Raw genomic sequence first — 17,279 nt, 5'->3', positions numbered from 1 at the left:
GGCCGCGCCTCAGCCCGCCAGCGCCAACCGCTCGGCGTCCGCGTCGTCCGGCTCAGCCGCATCCACCAGGTAGCGCGCGTAGGCCGGAATGGTGAGGAACGTCGAGAAGTCCTCCCCGAGGACGACCTCCCGAAGCAGCCCCGCCGCATCGACGAATCGTGAGCCCTCCGAGTCGAGCCGCGAGAGCTCCTCGTCCAGGATGCGTTCGACCGCCGCTGCGTCGACCGCCGAGCCCTCGACGGTCACCACCCGGTTGTCGACCCACTGGCGCAGCAGTGAGCGCGAGATCTCGGCCGTCGCCGCGTCCTCCATCAGCCCGTCGATCGCGACGGCGCCGGTGCCGCGCAGCCAGGCCTCGATGTAGCGGAGTGCCACCGAGACGTTCGAGCGCACGCCCGCGTCCGTCACCGTCGCCTCCGTTCCCCCGACGTCCAGGAGGTCGTCCGCTGTCACGGAAACGTCGTCGCGCTGCCGCGAGACCTGATTCGGCCGGTCGCCGAGGACCGCGTCGAATTCTGCGAGGGCGGTCGGGATGAGGTCGGGATGCGCGACCCACGTCCCGTCGAAGCCGTCGCCGGCCTCGCGCCGCTTGTCCTCGGCGACCTTCGCCAACGCCCGCGCGGTGGTCTCCGGGTCGCGCCGGTTGGGAATGAAGGCACTCATCCCGCCGATCGCGTGCGCGCCGCGCTTGTGGCACGTCGCCACGAGCAGCTCCGTGTACGCACGCATGAACGGCACCGTCATGGTGATGCGGTCCCGGTCGCCGAAGGCGAAGCGGCGGCCGCGGCCCTGGAACGTCTTGATCATCGAGAAGATGTAGTCCCAGCGTCCGGCGTTGAGGCCCGCGCAGTGGTCGCGCAGTTCGAACAGGATCTCCTCCATCTCGAACGCGGCCGGGATGGTCTCGATCAGGACGGTCGCGCGCACCGTGCCGACGGGCATCCCGATCCGCTGCTGTGCGAAGACGAAGATGTCGTTCCACAGCCGTGCCTCGAGGTGCGACTCCAGCTTCGGAAGGTAGAAGTACGGTCCGCGTCCCGCATCCACCAGCGCCTGGGCGTTGTGCCAGAAGTACAGCCCGAAGTCGGTGAGGGATGCGCTGGCCGGCGCGGTGCGTCCCGCCCGGTCGGTGAAGGCGAGGTGCTTCTCCACCAGGTGCCAGCCCCGGGGACGCATGACGATCGTGGGGGTGTGCTCGAACGGCGTGGTGACCCGGTACTCCTTGCCCTCGGGACTCGTGAAGTCAAGGTTGCCGCGGACGGCGTCGAACAGCGTCTGCTGGCCGCCGACGATGTTGCGCCAGGTCGGGCTGGTCGCATCCTCCAGGTCGGCGAGCCACACGCGGGCGCCCGAGTTGAGCGCGTTGATGGCCATCTTCGGATCCGTCGGCCCGGTGATCTCGACGCGGCGGTCCTCCAGGCCGGGCCCAGCGCCGGCGACGCGCCAGCCCGCGTCCTCGCGGACGGCGGCGGTGGTGCTGAGGAACCGCGGATCGCGGCCGTTGCCGGCCTCGGCGCGGTGCTGCCGCCGTTCCGCGAGCAGCTCCTGCCGCCGGGCGGCGAAGGTCTGGTGCAGGTGATCGACGAAGGCGATGGCCTCCGGCGAGAGGATGCGGTCGTCGCCGTCCCTGTGGGGACCGGTGATCTCGATCATGGTTCTTCTCCTTCTGTCGGTACGGCGTTTCAGAACTGGTGTTCTTCGGTGGAGCCGACCAGGGCGAGCGTGGCGCTGTCGGGGTTGAGCGCGGTCGCGATCCGGTCGAAGTAGCCGGTGCCGACCTCCCGCTGGTGGCGGGTGGCGGTGTAGCCGTCGGCCTCGGAGGCGAATTCCGCCTCCTGCAGGTCGACGTAGGCGCTCATGTGCCGAGTGGAGTAGTCCCGGGCGAGCGTGAACATGGAGTGGTTGAGCGCGTGGAAGCCCGCCAGGGTGATGAACTGGAAGGCGTAGCCCATGGCCGCCAGTTCGCGCTGGAACCGGGCGATGGTGTCGTCGTCGAGGTGCGAGCGCCAGTTGAACGACGGCGAGCAGTTGTAGGCGAGCTTCTTGCCGGGGAACTCGGCGTGGACCGCCTCCGCGAAGCGGCGCGCGAGCTCCAGGTCGGGCTCGGCGGACTCGACCCAGAGCAGGTCGGCGTAGGGCGCGTAGGCGAGCCCGCGGGCGATCACCGGATCGATCCCGTTGCGGACCTCGTAGAAGCCCTCGGCCGTCCGCGTGCCGCTCAGGAACGGGCGGTCGCGCTCGTCGTGGTCGCTGGTCAGCAGGGTGGCGGCGAGGGAGTCCGTTCGTGCGACGATGATCGTCGGCACTCCGGCGACGTCGGCGGCGAGGCGCGCGGCGTTGAGGGTCCGGATGTGCTGGCCGGTCGGGACGAGCACCTTGCCGCCCATGTGTCCGCACTTCTTCTCGCTGGCCAGCTGATCCTCCCAGTGCACTCCGGCGGCGCCGGCCTGGATCATGCCGTGCATCAGCTCGTACGCGTTCAGGGGGCCGCCGAAGCCGGCTTCGGCGTCGGCGACGATGGGCGCCATCCAGTCCGTGACGGACCCGTCGGTGCCCTCGACCTGGCCTGCGCGCAGCAGTGCGTTGTTGATGCGGCGGACCACCGCCGGGACGGAGTTCACCGGATACAGGCTCTGGTCGGGGTAGGTCTGGCCGCTCAGGTTGGCGTCCGCGGCGACCTGCCAGCCGGAGAGGTAGATCGCCTCGAGTCCAGCGCGCACCTGCTGGACGGCCTGGTTACCGGTCAGCGCGCCGAGGGCGGCGACCCAGCGCGGGTCTTGAGGGGTGCCGGCGCGCTGGATCAGCTCCCACAGCCGATCGGCGCCGCGGCGTGCGAGGGTCTGCTCCTCACGGACGGGGCCGCGCAGCGCGACGACGTCGGCAGCGGTGTAGTCGCGGCGGATGCCGGACCAGCGCGGGTCCGCATCCCATTCGAGCTGCAGTTCGCCGGCGGTCTGCGTGGTGTCGCCGGGGCGGTTCTGGGTCGTCATCGTGGCCTCCATCGGTCGATGTCTCGCGTTCGGTTGACTCGATCCTTCGCCCGTCGACGCGGGCGTGAGCCGCATTCGTTCGCAGAAATACCGGCGTTGTTCTGTTTGCCAGAAGTCCGCGCGGGTGTCAGCATGGCCAGCATGACCGTCATCGACGACGTGCAGGACGACCGCCCCGAGGCAGACGCACTCACCCTGGGGAGGCGCATCCGCGCGGTCCGGCAGGGTCGCGGGATGACCGTGGAGGCGCTGGCCGCGGCGATCGACCGGGCCGCGTCGCAGGTGTCGACGATCGAGAACGGCAACCGCGAACCGCGGCTCGCGCAGTTGCGCGCGATCGCCGCAGCGCTCGGCACGACGGTCGACGACCTGCTCGCCCCGGAGCCGCCGGACGAGCGCGCCGCGTTGGAGATCGCGGTCGAGCGGGCGCAGCGCGGGCCCGTGTTCGCCTCCCTCGGGATCGAGCCGACGCGGGTCAGCCGGACCGTCCCCGACGCGACGTTGCGGGCGATCCTCGGCCTGCACCAGGAGGTCGAGCGGCTTCACCGTGAGCGCGCGGCGACGCCGGAGGAGGCACGGCGGGCGAACGCGGAACTCCGCGCGACCATGCGGGCGCGCGACAACCACTTCCCCGAGCTGGAGGCGATCGCGGCCGAGCTCCTGGCCGTCGTCGGGCACACCGGCGGCCCCGTGTCGCATCAGACGGTCACCGACATGGCCGACCACCTCGGATACTCGCTGCACTACGTCGGCGACCTGCCGCACTCCACCCGCTCGGTGACCGACCGGCGTAACGGGCGGATCTACCTGCCCACCGAGCAGTCGGCGTCCCGCGACTCGCGCTCGCCGATCCTGCAGGCGTTCGCCTCGCACCTGCTCGGACACGACGAGCCGCGAAATTACGCCGATTTTCTGCGGCAGCGCATCGAGACCAACTACCTGACGGCGGCGCTCCTGCTGCCCGAGAAGGATGCGGTCTCTTTCCTGACCGAGGCGAAGAACTTCCGCCGCATCTCGATGGAGGACCTGCGCGACGCGTTCGCTGTCTCATACGAGACCGCGGCGCACCGTTTCACCAACCTCGCCACTGCGCGGCTGGGCATCCCGGTGCACTTCATGAAGGTGCACGAGTCGGGCACGATCATCAAGGCGTACGAGAACGATGCCGTTGTCTTCCCGTCGGATGCGCTCGGCGCGATCGAGGGCACGCCGGTATGCCGAAGCTGGACCGCGCGGACGGTGTTCGACGTGGCCGACCGGTTCAGTCCGTACTACCAGTACACAGACACTCCCAGCGGCACGTTCTGGTGCACCTCACGAGTCGAGAAGGCGAAAGAGGGCGACTACTCGGTCAGCGTCGGCGTGCCGTTCGCGCACGTCAAGTGGTTCCGCGGCCGGGAGACGTCGCACCGCACCGTCTCCCGCTGCCCGGACGAATCGTGCTGCCGCCGCCCGCCCGGCACGCTCGCCAAACGCTGGGAGGGGATGGCATGGCCGGCCGCTCGCACCCCCACCTCCCTGCTCGCCGCGCTGCCGACCGGGACGTTCCCGGGCGTCGACCCCACGGAGGTCTACGCCTTCCTCGACCGCCATGCCCCTGTGGGCCGCGAGCGAAGCGGGCCGTGACATCAGGGCGCGACGGCGAAGCCCCCGGTCCAGGAGATGCGCTCGCTTGCCGCGAGGCTGATCTGCAGGAAGCCGATGGCTTCGAGCTCGCGGGCGCGCTTCAGCGAGCCCGCATCCATCGCGCGGAGACCTCCGGCGGTGATCAGCTCGGCGAGCGCGTCCTTGGCCGCGTCGTCGTCGCCCGCGATGAGGACGGTGGTCGGCAGCCCGCCGACGGTCTTGGACGTCAAGGTGGCCGCCAAGGTCGTGTTGAACGCCTTCAGGACCTTCGCCCCGGGTATCTTGCCGGCGATCACGGCCGCGGCCGAGCTGTCGGCCGGGACGACGAGTCCGTCGAACGTGGCGAAGTCGAGGGGGTTGGTGATGTCCACGATGGTCTTGCCGGCCAGCGCGTCGCCGTACGTTGCGATGACTGCGTCGACCTCGGGATAGGGGACCGCCAGCACGACGATGTCGCCTGTGACGGTGTCCCCCTCACGTCCCGCGTACTCGACCGTGCTCCCGCCGGAAGCGACGACTCCGCCGATGGCGTTCGCCATGTTTCCCTTGCCGATGATCGTGACGGTAGTCATGGTCTCCCTCGTTCTGGCCCGAGCCATAGTTGAACCTTCAACTAACCGTAGCCCGGCTTTGTTGAAGCGTCAAGCAATTGCTACCATTCATCCATGGTGAGTGAGGAGGAGACCGAGGGCACTCGCCGTGCCGCGTGGCTGGGCCTGATCGCGCTCACCCAGGTGCTTCCCCCGGTTCTCGACAGCCACGCGTCGCGCGACACCGCATCCACCCACTACGAGTACTTCGTGCTCTCCCGGCTCGCCGAAGAGTCCGGTCGGCGGATGCGCATGAGTGCCCTCGCCACGGCGACCAGCGCCTCGGCGTCGCGGCTCAGCCATGTCGTGAAACGACTGGAGTCGCGCGGTCTCGTGGAACGCGTCCCCTGCGAGGAGGACGGCCGCGCGACGAACGCCGTGCTCACCGCCGCGGGCGCCGAGCTCGTGGAGGCCGCGGCTCCGGGGCATCTGGAGCTCATCCGCGAGAAGCTCCTCGGCGCCCTGACCACCGCTCAGCACGAGCAACTGGCGGAGATCTCGGCTGCTCTCATCGACAGCATCGATCCTGCTCGCCGCCCCAGCGACGCGTGCGAGTCGGTGATGCAGTCCGCCGCCTCGCGGTAGTGGATGTACCGGGCTGAGCACCCGGGCACTGGTACTTTCCAGGAGTGACCGCCCGTGCCGACATGCCCATCGCCGACGATGTGCCGAACCGGCCGCGCCGCGCCTTCCCCTGGTGGGGGTGGCTGCTCTCGGTGGTTCTCATCTTCGGGGCGTCGGTGCTGGGTGTCCGTGTGGCGCCGCCCGGGAGTGAGGTCGCGATCTGGTGGCCCGCCGCGGGCCTCTCGGTGCTGTTCGTCCTGCTGGCGCCGTCGAGCAGGGAACGCATCTGGGCTCTCGTCGCGATCCTCGTGTGCACCACCCTGGCCAATGCGGTGGCCGGGCGGCCGCTCGTGGTCGCCGGGGCCTTCGGGGTCGCGAACACAATCGAGGTGATCGTCGTGCTCGGCGTGCTGCGGCAACTGGGGGGTCGCGGGTTCCGTCTGCGCACTCTGGATGCCGCCGTCAGGTTCGCTGTCGCCGTTCTCGCCGGCGCGGTCGCGATCGGGGTGCTCGCCGGCATCGCTGTCGCGGTCTTCGACGGCGGATCCTTCTTCCCGACGGCGGCTTTCGTCGCCGCATCGCATGCGGCGGCGGTCTTCATGATCGCGCCGTTCGGCCTGCTGCCTCCACGGCTCCCGGTCCGCGCCACGGCCGTGGAGATGGCGATCCAGTCGGCGATCCTGACGGGCGTCGTCGTCGTGGTCTTCAGCCCGTCCGTGCACCTGCCGCTCGCGTTCCTCCCGTATCCGGTTCTGGCCTGGGCGGCGTTCCGTTTCCCCATCCGGGTGGTCCTGGTCGAGACTCTGCTCGCGTCGATGGCGATACTGGCGTTCACGATCGCCGGCGGAGGACCGTTCAACGGAGGCGACGTGGACCTCAGCCAGGGAGCAGCCCTGGCGGAGACGTTCCTGGTCACGTTCGCCGGCTTCGCGGTCGTGCTGTCGGCAGCTCAGTACGAGCTGCGCGCGACCGGACGGCAGCTGCTCGCGACCTCCCGGCTGCTCTCGGGCAGTGCCGTCGAGGCATCCATCGGTCTGGTGATCGCGGAAGAGTCCCGCGAGGGGATGCTCCGCGTGGTCTGGTCCAACCCCACCGCTGCAGCCCTGCTGCCCACCGAGAGCCGTACGCGGTGGGAGGGCGGCCTCGCCGAGGCCGCTCGATCGGCGGTCGGGGGAGGGGCCGCGATCACCCTGCCGTCCGCGGAGCGCACCCTCACCGTGGCGGCCAACCGGATCCCCGACGAGCCCGACCGTTTCGCCGTCCAGCTGGTCGACGTGACCGACACGCTCCGGATGCAGGCGGCGGCGCTGGCGGCTGAGCGGGAGCAGGAGGCGATGCTCACGACGCGTCTCGATCTCGAGCGGCAACGAAACGATTTCGTCGCGACGACGAGCCACGAACTGCGCACACCGATCACCAGCATCGTCGGTTTCTGCGAACTGCTCGCCGACTCCGAGGCTCTCGGTCAGCAGGAGAAGACGTGGGTCGAGGTCATCAACCGCAACGCCGCGCGATTGGCATCGCTGGTCGAGGATCTTCTGACCCTCGGCGGGGGCGGGGGGCGACCCGTCGAAGCGGCCGTCGCCGACGTGGACGCTCAGGTGCGCGAGGTGATGAGCGAGGCCAGCGTGCTCGCGGCACAGAAGAACATCGAGCTGAGCTGCACCGGTCAGGGCGGCTCGGCTCGGGCCGACCCGCGCGACGTCAGCCGCATCCTCACGAACCTGATCGCGAATGCGATCAAGTTCACTCCGGAGGGCGGTCGTGTGACGGTGACAACGTCATCGACCGACACCACCCTCACCGTGGAAATCGCGGACACCGGACCCGGGATGAGCGAGGAGACCCTCGCGCACGCGTTTGAACGGTTCTACCGGGCGCCCGGGATGGAGCGCGCCGCCGTCCCGGGGACCGGCCTCGGGTTGGCGATCGTCGCCGAACTCGTGGAGCGAAACGGTGGATCCGTGTCCCTCGCGTCGCCTGCGACCGGAGGCACGCGCGCGTCCGTCGAGCTTCCGAAGCTCGTCGCTGCGTCTGCGGAGTGACTGCAGGCGAGCGCCGCCGCCTTCGCCGCCGACCAGCACCGTCCCGGTCGGCGTCGCGAGGAACGGGCGGATTTCAGTCGTGGCGCCGGCCGGTCCACATGAGGTAGCCGATGAGTGACGCGATGGTGCTCAGACCAGCGGTCATGAGCAGGGTCATCCAGGGTCGTCCCGTGCGCTTGCCGGCGACGAGTTCGCCGACACCGTTGATGAGTGCGGCCGTGATCATGCCGGCGACCAGCCGGTTTCCGATGCGCTCCGCGCGCCCTACGAGGGGCTCCAGCTCCGCTGCGCGCAAATGGATCTGGATCCCGGACGAGTCCAGCGTCTCGACGATGCGGCGCAGCCGTCGGGGAAGCTCGATGAAGAGTTCGGCCGCGTCGCCGGATGCGCGCAGAAGACGCTTCGTGGTTGCAAGGACGGAGATCCGGTTCTCCACAAGGCGGCGCGCATACGGGGTGAGCACTTCGCCGAGCGCGAACTCGTGATTCAGCTGGAGACCCATGCCCTCGACCATGATCAGCACCTTGAACAGCAGGGCCATTTGTCGGGGAAGTTGGAGATGATGCTCGCGGAGCATGGCAAGCAACTGGCTGATGAGGTGAGTGAAGTTGACCTCGCTCAGTGGGCGGCCAGCGTATTGAGAGACCCATCCGGCTAGCGATCGTTCGAGCCGCGGCCGGTCCTCGACCTCCTTGGTGATGGAGAGGGCGTACAGCGCGGAAGCCAGCAACGACGGACTCGCTTGTGTGTACCCGATCAGGAAATCGGCCAGTTCCTGCTTCAGCTCATCGTTCAGCTCGCCCACCATGCCGAAGTCGATCAGCGCGATGCTGCCGTCAGAGGTGACGAACAAGTTCCCTGGGTGCGGATCGGCATGGAAGAAGCCATCGTGGAAGATCATCTTGAGTACCATGTCCGCGCCGCGGCGGGCGACCTCCTTGCGGTCGATGCCCGCAGCATCAAGGCGTTCGATGTCGTTGACCTTGATCCCGGTCATGCGTTCGAGGGTCAATACTCGGGATGTCGTCCGCTCCCAAACGATGCGCGGGATGCGCACCATGGGGTCGGCCTCGAAATTCGTGGCGAACCGTTCGGCATTTCTCCCTTCCTGCAAGTAGTCCAATTCGGAGCGGAGGCTGATGGCGAAATCCTGTGCAAGTCCCTCCAGGTCGTAGTCGCGTGCGCGTTCCCATCGGCGGCTCGCTTGGCGGGCAAGGATTTGCACGATCGCCAAGTCCTCCTCGACCTGGGCCACGACGCCCGGCCGGCGCACCTTGACCACCACCGGTGTGCCGTCGTCCAAATGCGCGGCGTGGGCCTGCCCGATCGACGCGGAGGCCAGGGGGTGAACATCGAAGTCGGCGAATAGTTCTTCGACGTCGGCGCCGAGTTCTGCTCGGATCGCTGTGAGGATCTCCTCAGGGGGCACCGCTGGCGCTGCGTCCTGAAGCTTCGCAAGCTCGGTGAGGTAGGGCGGCGGTAGGAGGTCGGAGCGGGTGGACAGGAGCTGGCCCAGCTTGATGAACGTCGGTCCGAGGTCCTCCAGCGCGAGACGAACGCGTACCGGTGTCGTCGCCGGGTCATGGTCGGCAGGGCGCGGGGCGAACCAACGGTCGACGCCCGTGATCTCGGCGAGGAATCCGAGACCATGGCGGGCCAGAACCTCGCCGACCTGCTCATATCGGCCCAGGTGACTGCTCATTGACTCATCCGTTCCAAGGCCGCTCTCATGGCCTTCGCGAGGACGTTGGCGGGCGGGAGGTGCGAGTTGTCCGTTTGGACGCTGATGCACAAGCGACCCGCATAGGAGACGGCCAGAACACCGGCCCGCACGTTTCCGGAAAGCAGTGCGATTGGCCATGCGGCGATCAGCTCGGAGCCACCGATGTGGAGAGTCCGGGGTGGCCCCGTCATTTCGGAGGCGATCGCGCCGACGGCGCGTTGATGGAGCGCGAAACGCATGAGGAGATGGGCGGCGCGTGGGGTGCGCATCCACCGGAACGTTCCGACGCTGCGCGCGCGGGCCTTTTCCCTGCGTGTTGCTGCGGCTACGAGCGCGACAGAGTGTTCGAGGTCGACGGGTGGGTCCGCGGAACCGACGGGAACATCGATGAGCATGACGCCGGTGGCGTTCCCCGCTCCAGGCTGTCGCTCGAGTCGTACAGGACTCGAGACGGGAAGCGTCGCCGGGGGAGCTTCGCCGGCGGCAATGAGCAAGGCGCGGATTCCCTGGCCGAAGGCTGCCAGGAACACGTCGTTGATGGTGCCGCCGAGGCGCCGGGCGGCATCATGCAGACGTGACAGGTCGACGTCCGCGAACGCTATGTCGCGCGTCGGGCCGAGGGGCCCGAGAAGGACGTCCGAGTGAACGTCCCGGCGGAAGACGGCGAGCGTCTGCGCGGCAAAGTCGCCGAGTCCCCGAATGCGCGGCCGTCTCGTGGGCTGGACGGCGTCGACATTCTGCCGAGCGGGTGCAGTGGCGGTGGTCCCGCCCGTGGCGGAGTCCGCCAGCGACGCGATCAGGGCCTCGGCCCCCAGACCGTCGGCGACCGCGTGATGCAGTCGGAAGATCAGTCCGCACCGGTCCTCGGCGGCGTGAGGCACGAGGAGGATCTCCCAGAGCGGACGGTTGGCGTCCAGGGGTTTCATGACCACGCGGGCGCAGGTCCGCTCGAACCCGGTGGCATCGCGGGCACTCTGAGCGAGGAGGTCAGGCTCGACCAAACGGACGTGGTGGGTCAGGCTGGGAGCGGCCGTCCGCCAGGTCCATTCGCCGTCCACTCTCTGGGCGACGCGCTGGAGTGCGGCGACGCGGCCGACGCGCATCGCGAGCGTATCGCGGAGGGACGCGATGTCCGGGAAGCCGCTTGCGTCCACGAAGCCACCGGGGGCGAGGAGGCCGGCCAGTGTCACGACATTGGGTTGGCCGCGCTCCAGTATCAGGTTGGCGGCATCCACCGCTGCGATCGGTGTCGTCGCTTCAGGCGCTTGTTTCATGGGGTGGAGAACCACTTTCTGCGCCCGTAGCAGGCTGGGCGCCAGGTCAGGTCTCCGGGGTGTGCCCGCGCTGCGCAGGCTCCCCTGTGGCGGACAGGATGGCCGCCTCGACCCGGTCATCCGCTCGGCGTGCGCGGTTGACGCCGAACAGGTAGATGGCGTCCAGGACGCCGAGAGTGTTCGCGAGCAGGAGGGTGACGAACCATGGCTTGCTCTCATTCCGGGCCGCCCGCCACAGGGATGCACCCTTCCAGGCGAGGCTCCATGCGACACCCGCTCCGATGAGGGCACGCCCGGTGGGCGACAGGTCACGGCCCGGCCAGGGGTGCCGTTCTTGCAGTTTCGGCTTCATGGTCCCCACTCAAGCGGACTGCCGACGTGTCGCGAAGGGCCGAAGGTCCCAACGCGATCGTCCGCGCCGGGCGAAGCTCAGAGCAGGAGCGATGTGAGGAGCGCAGATGCCTAGGGACATGACCCGTGACGAGATCGACGACCTGCTGTCGGAGGAGACCGTCGGGAGGTTGGGACTGATCGACGACTCGATCCCGTACGTGGTTCCGATCTCGTATGCGTACCGCGACGGCGACGTCTACGCGCACAGCGCTCCGGGCCGGAAGTTGGACGCCTTGCGAGCGCATCCGCGGATCTGCTTCGAGGTGGACGATGCGGTGAGCGTGGACGAGTGGCGCAGCGTCATCGCGTGGGGAACGTTCGAGCAGTTGCTCGGTCCTGAGGCACGGGAGGGGCTCGACTACCTCCTGGACCGTTTCCGGCCCCCGGTCGCCTCCCGCGGCACGGAGCACCCGGGCGCAGAAATGGGATGCTGCGCACCTTGGACATCCCGCGCCTGGCCGATGAGGGACGCGAGCTCGGGCGCCCGGGTCATGCGTCAGCGGTCTTCCGACTCCGACTGGAAACGGTCACCGGGCGCGCGGAGCTGCGCTCGTGAGCGATGGCCGCACGGTCGTCGGCTTCGACGGCTCTCCTTCCGCCTGGCGGGCGCTGGACTGGGCCGTGCAACGCGTCAGCCGCCGCGGTGGGACCCTGGACGTGGTGGCCGCGCTTGACACCCGACTCGGGGCTGCGGTGTTCGGGCCGCACGTCGAGGTGACGACCGGGCTGGAGCTGGAGCTCCGTCAGGCAGAAGCGCATGTTCGTGAACTCGACCCTGGGGTGAGGGCAGAATTCCGCTGGGTCGACGGAACCCCCGCCGGCGCGTTGCTGCGCGCGGCGGACGGCGCGGCTCTGCTCGTGGTCGGCACCGACAGGCGGACGGACGGAACCGGTGCCCGGATCGGGTCGCTGCCGTTGCGGGTGGCGGCGAAGGCGGAGTGCACGGTCGCTGTGATACCGGACGCGCCGGAGGGTGAACGCAATGTGGTGGTCGTCGGGGTGGACAGTTCGCCGTTCGGGCGCTCCGCGTTGGCGTTGGCGGCCACGGAGGCCAGCTGGCTTGGTGCGAGTATCGAGGCCGTTCATGCCTGGGATGTGCCCGAGATCTTCCACCGCGCTCTCGACGAGGAGCAGAACGTGGATCCGGCCTACCTGGCCCGTCAGGCTGCGGTTATCCCGGAGGCGATAGAGGAGGTCCCGACTGCTCGTGCGGTGCCGATCACCCCTGTCGTGGTGCGGCAGAATCCTGCGGCCGCTTTGATCGAGCGGGGGCGTGGGGCGGCTGTGCTAGTAGTCGGTACCCGTGGCCGTGGACGTTTCACCGCAGCGGTTCTCGGCTCCGTGAGCCATGACGTGCTGCTGAACGTGCCGTGCCCGGTTCTCGTGACGCCGAAGGAGTACTCCTACGTCCTCCCCGGCGACGCGGAGGAGATCTGAGCGGAAGGAGCGGATCGTGGAGAGATCGAAGTCGACATCGCCTCCCATCGTCTGCGGGGTGGACGGCTCGGAGGAGTCTCGTCGGGCTTTTCATGAGGCCGCCCGTCTCGCGACGGCGTTGGGCACCCGCCTCGAGGTGATCACAGCGTGGCAGTACTCCACGTCGATGTACGACGCCTACTTCCCCGACCCGGAGCGCTCACCGAAGGTGGCGGCCTACGGCACCCTGCAGGATGTGGTGGCCGGCGAGTTCGGCAGCGAGGTACCCGATTGGGTGCACCTGCGGGCGGAGCCCGGACATCCGGGAACCGTCCTCGCCGCTGCGGCGCGCGGTGCGGACATGCTCGTGGTGGGTAGCCGCGGTCTGAGCGGGCTGGCGTCGCCCTTCCTCGGTTCGGTCAGCCTCTACTGCGCCACTCAGGCGCCCTGCCCGGTGCTGGTGGTCCGCCCGGACACAGAACACCACCGGCACGCACCGCGCGTATCGGTGCAGCAAGAGGAGGAACGAGCATGAGCACACGCACGGTAGTGGGATGGTGAGCTTCTCCCGGCTGGACAACCTGGTCGTGGTGGCCCCTCCACCCCCGTCATCGGGTGGTCGGCACAGGGGATGGTTGGGTGTGGCGCGCGATCACCCGGACGGCCAGCGCTGCTGCGACCACGCTGATCAGAGCGCCGAGCAGGATCGCTGATCCTTCGCCGGGAAGCAACCCACCCGATTGAAGGCCCAGCGCAACAGCGGCGACCGGCACACCCAGCTGTCCCGAGGAGGCGATCGCCTGGGACCAGGGCAGCCCCGCTGCCCGCGAGGCAGCATGCGCCAGCACGGCGCCGACTCCGAGCCCTGCACCGAGGATGGCCATCGCGGGATGCGCGCCGAGCTCACGTAGGTCGAGGGACGCGCCCAGCCAGACGAAGAACAACGGACCGAAGAAGCCTTCGGTCATGCCGAAGAGCTGCCGGGACAGGCGGTGCGGTTCGCCGGCAGCCGAAAGCACCAGGCCCAGTGCGAACCCGGCCAGCATGATGGACAGCTGCGCCGCCTGGGCGATCGCGGCGAAGACGAACAGCACGAGCATGCTGAACCGCAGCTCCAGCGCAAAGCGTCGCCGCTCCGAGTACTCGTGCATCCGCCGCCGCAGATCGGTCCGCCCGAGCCGAGACAGCACTGCACCCAAGGCGACGGCCAGGCCCGCGATCACCAATGCGCCGACCGCTGAGGCGGCCGAGTGCTGAGGCGCCACCGCGAAGGGCAGGGCGATGATACAGACGACGTCTGCCACCGCGATCTGCGACACCAGCTGGCCGACCGAGCCGGAATTCACGCCTACGGATGCCAGCATCGGCAGGACGACGGCCGCGGACGATGAAGCCAGCACTACGGCGTAGATCACCGCGTGTTGGGTGCCGAAGACGGTGGAGAGCAGCGCGCTCAGAGCCGCGGCCGCCGCGCCGGCCAGCGCCGCACCCGCGATTCCACGGGCACCGACCATGGAACGCAAGCGCGGATCGCGGAGGGGAATGTGCGATCCCACCACCACCATGGTCAGCCCGAAACCGATGGTGGCCAGCAACTGGAACCCTTGGGCAGCCGGGTCGACGAGTCTGAGGCCGGTGTTGCCGATCAGCAGGCCGCCGGCGAGCTCGCCCACCAACACAGGGATCCGCCAGGCCGCCCGGGCCGACAGCAGCGGCCCCAGCAGGGCGACTGCGACGACGACAGCCAGCGACGCGGCCGTCACCGGGCGCTGATCCTCAGCGTCGGTGCGCCGGAGCTGGCCCGAAGCCCGCTGAGGGCGACGCGGCCGCCCGCCATCACAGCGGCTGCTGCGGGGGTTGATCGCGAGTCAGCACATCTGCGGGCGGGAGCGGCCGCGCCACAACCGGATCGGTCATCATCGCCCAGGGTCGCTGCCGGCGCAGTTCCAGCAGCTCGGCGCCGAGGCCGAAGAACACCATCGCAAGCCACACCAGAATGTTGAGCCACGGGATCTGCAGCGCGACGATCAGGATGAGGCCGCCGACGAACGAGACGAGCGCCGGATGGTGCATGCCGCGAAGGACGAGCCTGCCGAGGTAGTAAGCGCTGAACAGGAAGGTGGCGAGTGTCAGCGCGGTCCAGATGAGGATCCCCGCGAGGGCGAGCGGGGCCCCGATGATCGTGACGAGCAGGAACAGCAGAGCGAACGGCACAACGATAGCAGCGACGAATCCGACGAGAAGTGCGCGCCAGGGCGACGGCATCAGCTGGTCGGTGACGCGTTGGAGCGTGCGCGGGACCAGCAGGCCGGCCGCTACCGTGATGACACTGAGGGCCACGAGAGCGTAGAGCAGACCCAGCATCCAGCCGATCGCGACCGCCCACGGCGAGAGCTCGGGTCTGCTCGATTGCTCCTTCTGCGGTCGGATGTGGTGCACCGTGCCGTGGACTGCCCCGTCGGCGATGCGTGCGGACGCATCGCTGGAGTAGGTCACGTCGCCGCCCACGGTCCCGTCGATCGTAAGGCTCGCCACGCTGACCTGCATGTCCCTGCCGACCTCCCCGACAACGCGGATGGAGCCTGCTGCGGCGACGATGTCGTTCTGAACGGCCCCGGGAGCGGCGATCACGAAATTGGAGGCGAAGATCGTGCCGCTACGTGCGACGGTGCCGCTGATCGTCACGTCCTGGGCAGCGAGTCGCACGTTCCCGTCGACCGTTCCGGTGATCACGATCGTCTGGGCGGCGGCGATGACATCGCCGGTGACATCGCCGCTGACGGTGACGCTCTGCCCGGCGGCATAGACGTCGCCGTCGACAGCGCCGCCAACGTCCACCGCTGTACCGGTGTAGAAATGAGGTCCGCTGGCCGAGGTCTCCGGTGAGGCCGCCTGCTGCTGGGACGCGGCTGCGCTTCCGGTGCACAGCAGGACGATTCCCGCAACAGCGGCTGCGGCCGCGAGGCGGTGAATATGTGACCGAATGCTCATGCCAGGACCTTCCGTTTCCCATCAGGATCGGCGCCCGGCCAGACGGGCAATAGGGTCGTTGGTCCCGAGGCGACGCGCCGAGCACCTCGATGACGTACGGCCTGACCGAGCCGCTGCCACCAGACGCGGTGGCGCGTGGTGAGCTCGCAGGCGGTACTTCCGTTCGCCCGTGTGCGTCTCCTAGGCTGCCCGGCAACGGCCCATTGGCGGGCTGCCGTTGGGGGTGGCAGGTGAACCAGGGACAATATCGCTTCGATGGGGGATTTCCCGATTCGGCGACCGTATCAGAGGCATACGATCGGGCCGACTTCGTTCGGGCGATCGTGGCGTACAAACACTTCTTCCCCGCCGTCTCGGGGATGGCGATCTGGTCGGGGACCCAGGCCGGTGGGGTTGTGCCGAATCGGGTGTTCGGGACGATGGACACTCGACCGGGACAGGTCGGCTTCACCTTGAACTCGGATACTCCGTATGCGCCGGTGCTCCTCGACCTCTCCGAGGGCCCCATCGTGGTGACGGTGCCGCCTGGTCCGATCGTCGGTGCTGCGCTGAACACCGACCAGAGCTGGATCGCCGACCTCGGTATAGCCGGCCCCGAGGAGGGCCGCGGCGCGCAGCATGTATTTCTGCCGTATGACTACGCGGGGGACGACCCTGCCGAGGGGTACGCGCATCGCGCGCGCGGCACCCGCGTGGTGGTGGGTCTGCGTGGAATCCCGCAGAACGGCGAGGTCGACCCTGCGATCGCGCTGTTGCGTTCAGTACAGGTCGCACCGCTCCACTCGGACGGCCGGTGGCAGGAGCCCACCTGGGCGGATCTGACCGGCAAACCGCAGGACACGACCCCGCTCTCGGTTCAGGGGACACTCGACTACTTCCGGCTGCTCCAGGACTACATCGACACCGAGCCCGTTCACGACGAAGACCGCGCTTATCTCGCAGAGCTCGCCGCTCTCGGCATCCGAGCCGGCCAGCCATTCACCCCTGACGACCGGCTGGCGTCGATCCTCATCGCCGCAGCCGTCGAGGCGGACGCGCAACTGCGGGTGCAGTCATTGGCTGACCGCCGTCCCGACCGGGTCGTATGGCCAGACCGCCGGTGGGAATGGGTGACCCTGCGGCCAGAAAACGCAGACTTCGCCCTCGACGGGCTCACGGATGTGGCCGCGCGGGAGACCTGGTTCTACCAGGCCATCGCCACCTCGCCGGCGATGTTCCGGCGTCAATCCGGTGCCGGTTCCCTCTACTGGTTCTCGGCCCGCGACTCCGTGGGCGAATACCTCGACGGCGGGTCCTCCTACACCCTGGACATCCCCCTGCCGGTGCCGGCCGGCCTGTTCTGGTCGGTCACTGTCTACGACGCGGTCACCCGCAGTCAGATCGCTACCTCCCACAACGACGCCGCTCTCCGAAGCCTGTTCGAACTCGCCGACCTTCCAGAGCACGGCACCGCACAACTCGCGTTCGGCCCCGAGCGCCCCGATGGCGACAGGCACTTCGTCCAGACGATCCCAGGCCGCGGCTGGTTCGTCTACGCCCGCCTCTACGGGCCACAGCCGGAAGCCTTCCAAGGCGACTGGAAACTCGGGGACTTCCACAGAGCCTGACCTGACGGATCTGGCCATCCTGCCGAATCACTGACAGGCAGATGTACGCGAGTTCGGCCG

Annotated in this window: 15 protein-coding genes; 7 read left to right on the top strand and 8 right to left on the bottom strand. The window is 68.8% G+C overall.

Features of this window, described 5'->3' with window-relative positions:
• Positions 1-9: 9 nt before the first annotated feature.
• Positions 10-1,653 (bottom strand): malate synthase A, encoded by a 1,644-nt coding sequence (gene aceB / locus P3F85_RS14040; RefSeq protein ID WP_374008448.1) that lies wholly within the window; start codon positions 1,651-1,653, stop codon positions 10-12.
• A gap of 29 nt (positions 1,654-1,682) precedes the next feature.
• A complete protein-coding gene (gene aceA / locus P3F85_RS14035; RefSeq protein WP_374008446.1) occupies positions 1,683-2,990 on the bottom strand; it encodes an isocitrate lyase in 1,308 nt (435 codons plus the stop codon).
• Positions 2,991-3,122: 132 nt separating this feature from the next.
• On the opposite strand from aceA, the gene P3F85_RS14030 reads away from it, so the two are divergent.
• Complete coding sequence (locus tag P3F85_RS14030; protein ID WP_374008444.1) at positions 3,123-4,616, top strand: helix-turn-helix domain-containing protein; 1,494 nt, start codon at positions 3,123-3,125, stop codon at positions 4,614-4,616.
• Between the two features lie 2 nt (positions 4,617-4,618).
• Here the strand turns inward: P3F85_RS14030 and P3F85_RS14025 are convergent, their stop codons facing one another.
• Positions 4,619-5,188, bottom strand: a complete 570-nt coding sequence (locus tag P3F85_RS14025) for an NADPH-dependent F420 reductase (RefSeq protein WP_374008443.1) — start codon at positions 5,186-5,188, stop codon at positions 4,619-4,621.
• Between the two features lie 93 nt (positions 5,189-5,281).
• On the opposite strand from P3F85_RS14025, the gene P3F85_RS14020 reads away from it, so the two are divergent.
• Both P3F85_RS14020 and P3F85_RS14015 read left to right on the top strand, forming a co-directional pair.
• Positions 5,282-5,791 (top strand): MarR family winged helix-turn-helix transcriptional regulator, encoded by a 510-nt coding sequence (locus P3F85_RS14020; protein WP_374008441.1) that lies wholly within the window; start codon positions 5,282-5,284, stop codon positions 5,789-5,791.
• Positions 5,792-5,835: 44 nt separating this feature from the next.
• Positions 5,836-7,815 carry an ATP-binding protein gene (locus P3F85_RS14015; RefSeq protein ID WP_374008439.1) on the top strand — a complete coding sequence of 660 codons (1,980 nt, stop codon included), beginning with the start codon at positions 5,836-5,838 and terminating at the stop codon, positions 7,813-7,815.
• A gap of 73 nt (positions 7,816-7,888) precedes the next feature.
• Here P3F85_RS14015 and P3F85_RS14010 read toward each other — a convergent pair whose 3' ends face one another.
• From P3F85_RS14010 to P3F85_RS14000, 3 genes are all read right to left on the bottom strand, one after another.
• Complete coding sequence (locus P3F85_RS14010) at positions 7,889-9,517, bottom strand: ABC1 kinase family protein (RefSeq protein ID WP_374008437.1); 1,629 nt, start codon at positions 9,515-9,517, stop codon at positions 7,889-7,891.
• Positions 9,514-10,773: a wax ester/triacylglycerol synthase domain-containing protein gene (locus P3F85_RS14005; protein ID WP_374008435.1), complete on the bottom strand. Its 1,260-nt coding sequence runs from the start codon at positions 10,771-10,773 to the stop codon at positions 9,514-9,516. The genes P3F85_RS14010 and P3F85_RS14005 overlap by 4 nt, the downstream gene beginning before the upstream one ends.
• Before the next feature lie 85 nt (positions 10,774-10,858).
• Complete coding sequence (locus tag P3F85_RS14000; protein WP_374008433.1) at positions 10,859-11,164, bottom strand: DUF5652 family protein; 306 nt, start codon at positions 11,162-11,164, stop codon at positions 10,859-10,861.
• Positions 11,165-11,270: 106 nt separating this feature from the next.
• On the opposite strand from P3F85_RS14000, the gene P3F85_RS13995 reads away from it, so the two are divergent.
• From P3F85_RS13995 to P3F85_RS13985, 3 genes are read left to right on the top strand one after another with little or no spacing between them, the layout of a single operon-like run.
• On the top strand, positions 11,271-11,879 hold the full coding sequence (locus P3F85_RS13995; RefSeq protein ID WP_374008431.1) for a pyridoxamine 5'-phosphate oxidase family protein: 609 nt from the start codon (positions 11,271-11,273) through the stop codon (positions 11,877-11,879).
• Positions 11,815-12,642 (top strand): universal stress protein, encoded by an 828-nt coding sequence (locus P3F85_RS13990; protein ID WP_374010944.1) that lies wholly within the window; start codon positions 11,815-11,817, stop codon positions 12,640-12,642. The genes P3F85_RS13995 and P3F85_RS13990 overlap by 65 nt, the downstream gene beginning before the upstream one ends.
• Before the next feature lie 16 nt (positions 12,643-12,658).
• Entirely contained in the window at positions 12,659-13,156 is a 498-nt protein-coding gene (locus P3F85_RS13985; RefSeq protein ID WP_374008430.1) for a universal stress protein, read from the top strand.
• A 73-nt stretch (positions 13,157-13,229) separates the two neighbouring features.
• On the opposite strand, the gene P3F85_RS13980 is transcribed toward P3F85_RS13985, so the two are convergent.
• Positions 13,230-14,384, bottom strand: coding sequence for a cation:proton antiporter (locus tag P3F85_RS13980; RefSeq protein WP_374008428.1), 1,155 nt, complete (start codon positions 14,382-14,384; stop codon positions 13,230-13,232).
• Between the two features lie 73 nt (positions 14,385-14,457).
• Positions 14,458-15,612: a hypothetical protein gene (locus P3F85_RS13975; protein WP_374008426.1), complete on the bottom strand. Its 1,155-nt coding sequence runs from the start codon at positions 15,610-15,612 to the stop codon at positions 14,458-14,460.
• Positions 15,613-15,842: 230 nt separating this feature from the next.
• On the opposite strand from P3F85_RS13975, the gene P3F85_RS13970 reads away from it, so the two are divergent.
• Positions 15,843-17,219 carry a DUF1214 domain-containing protein gene (locus tag P3F85_RS13970; RefSeq protein WP_374008424.1) on the top strand — a complete coding sequence of 459 codons (1,377 nt, stop codon included), beginning with the start codon at positions 15,843-15,845 and terminating at the stop codon, positions 17,217-17,219.
• Positions 17,220-17,279 lie beyond the last annotated feature (60 nt).

Origin of the sequence: Leifsonia sp. T36S-04 (assembly GCF_042465655.1) — a bacterium.
Classification (GTDB): domain Bacteria; phylum Actinomycetota; class Actinomycetes; order Actinomycetales; family Microbacteriaceae; genus Leifsonia.
The sequence above is the reverse complement of the archived record's forward strand: the minus strand, read 5'-3'. Positions and strand labels throughout refer to the sequence as shown.

Bases quoted from the DNA above. Each gene is read 5' to 3' on its own strand.
- P3F85_RS14025 (WP_374008443.1), bottom strand. From the start codon at position 5,188: ATGACTACCGTCACGATCATCGGCAAGGGAAACATGGCGAACGCCATC.
- P3F85_RS13975 (WP_374008426.1), bottom strand. From the start codon at position 15,612: ATGAGCATTCGGTCACATATTCACCGCCTCGCGGCCGCAGCCGCTGTT.
- aceB (WP_374008448.1), bottom strand. From the start codon at position 1,653: ATGATCGAGATCACCGGTCCCCACAGGGACGGCGACGACCGCATCCTC.
- aceA (WP_374008446.1), bottom strand. From the start codon at position 2,990: ATGACGACCCAGAACCGCCCCGGCGACACCACGCAGACCGCCGGCGAA.
- P3F85_RS14010 (WP_374008437.1), bottom strand. From the start codon at position 9,517: ATGAGCAGTCACCTGGGCCGATATGAGCAGGTCGGCGAGGTTCTGGCC.
- P3F85_RS14020 (WP_374008441.1), top strand. From the start codon at position 5,282: ATGGTGAGTGAGGAGGAGACCGAGGGCACTCGCCGTGCCGCGTGGCTG.
- P3F85_RS14030 (WP_374008444.1), top strand. From the start codon at position 3,123: ATGGCCAGCATGACCGTCATCGACGACGTGCAGGACGACCGCCCCGAG.
- P3F85_RS13995 (WP_374008431.1), top strand. From the start codon at position 11,271: ATGCCTAGGGACATGACCCGTGACGAGATCGACGACCTGCTGTCGGAG.
- P3F85_RS14000 (WP_374008433.1), bottom strand. From the start codon at position 11,164: ATGAAGCCGAAACTGCAAGAACGGCACCCCTGGCCGGGCCGTGACCTG.